We start from the raw sequence: 1,216 nt of genomic DNA on the forward strand, positions 1-1,216 counted from the left end.
AGTCCTGGGACCTGTCCGACCTCGACATCGAGGCCGAGGAGGTCGGCCTGGAGGGTGCGTACACCGTCGTGGACGGCGCGGCCGAGCGTCCGGCCCGCACCGCCGGCACGATCGTCAAGGACGAGGGCGAGGGCGGCAAGCAGCTCGCCGAGTTCCTCGCGAGCCAGAAGTTCATCTAAGGGTCCGTCGGCCCGCTGAGGCTCAACACCCCTTCCGCCCCTTAAGCCTTCGCAATCCGCAGGAGAGCAATCCCATGGCTGAAGTTCTCGTCTACGTCGACCACGTGGACGGTGCCGTCCGCAAGCCCACCCTGGAGCTGCTGACCCTGGCCCGCCGCGTCGGTGAGCCCGTCGCCCTCGCGCTGGGCAACGGCGCCGCCGACACCGCCGCCACGCTCGCCGAGCACGGCGCGGCTCGGGTCCTCACCCACGAGGCCGCCGAGTACGCCGACTACCTGGTCGTCCCGAAGGTGGACGCCCTCCAGGCCGCCGTCGAGGCCGTCTCCCCGGCCGCCGTCCTGGTGCCGTCCTCCGCGGAGGCCAAGGAGATCGCCGCCCGTCTGGCGCTGCGCATCGGCTCCGGCATCATCACCGACGCCGTCGACATCGAGGCCGGCGACGAGGGCCCGGTGGCCACCCAGTCGGTGTTCGCCGCGTCCTTCACCACCAAGTCCCGTGTCTCCAAGGGCACCCCGGTCATCACGGTCAAGCCGAACTCGGCCGCCGTGGAGGCCGCCCCGGCCGCCGGCGCGGTCGAGGCCCTGTCGGTGTCCTTCTCCGCCCAGGCGACCGGCACCAAGGTCACCGGCCGCACGCCGCGTGAGTCCACCGGTCGTCCGGAGCTGACCGAGGCCGCGATCGTGGTCTCCGGTGGCCGTGGCGTCAACGGCGCGGAGAACTTCGCGATCATCGAGGCCCTCGCCGACTCGCTCGGCGCGGCCGTCGGCGCCTCGCGTGCCGCGGTGGACGCGGGCTGGTACCCGCACACCAACCAGGTCGGCCAGACCGGCAAGTCGGTCTCCCCGCAGCTGTACATCGCCTCCGGCATCTCCGGCGCGATCCAGCACCGCGCCGGTATGCAGACCTCGAAGACGATCGTGGCGATCAACAAGGACGCCGAGGCCCCGATCTTCGACCTGGTCGACTACGGCGTCGTCGGCGACCTCTTCGACGTCGTCCCGACCCTGACCGAGGAGATCAAGACCCGCAAGGGCTGA

Annotated in this window: 1 protein-coding gene and 1 pseudogene; both read left to right on the forward strand. The window is 71.4% G+C overall.

The genetic code is table 11. From position 1 onward, the window contains the following. Positions 1-179: pseudogene (locus ACZ7L5_RS45170) on the forward strand (electron transfer flavoprotein subunit beta); the annotation flags it as partial. A gap of 74 nt (positions 180-253) precedes the next feature. Beyond that, entirely contained in the window at positions 254-1,216 is a 963-nt protein-coding gene (locus ACZ7L5_RS45175; protein ID WP_471524957.1) for an electron transfer flavoprotein subunit alpha/FixB family protein, read from the forward strand.

Source organism: Streptomyces sp. NPDC107528, assembly GCF_055639295.1.

Excerpts from the sequence above, each read along its gene's own strand:
- ACZ7L5_RS45175 (WP_471524957.1), top strand. The coding sequence starts at position 254 with ATGGCTGAAGTTCTCGTCTACGTCGACCACGTGGACGGTGCCGTCCGC.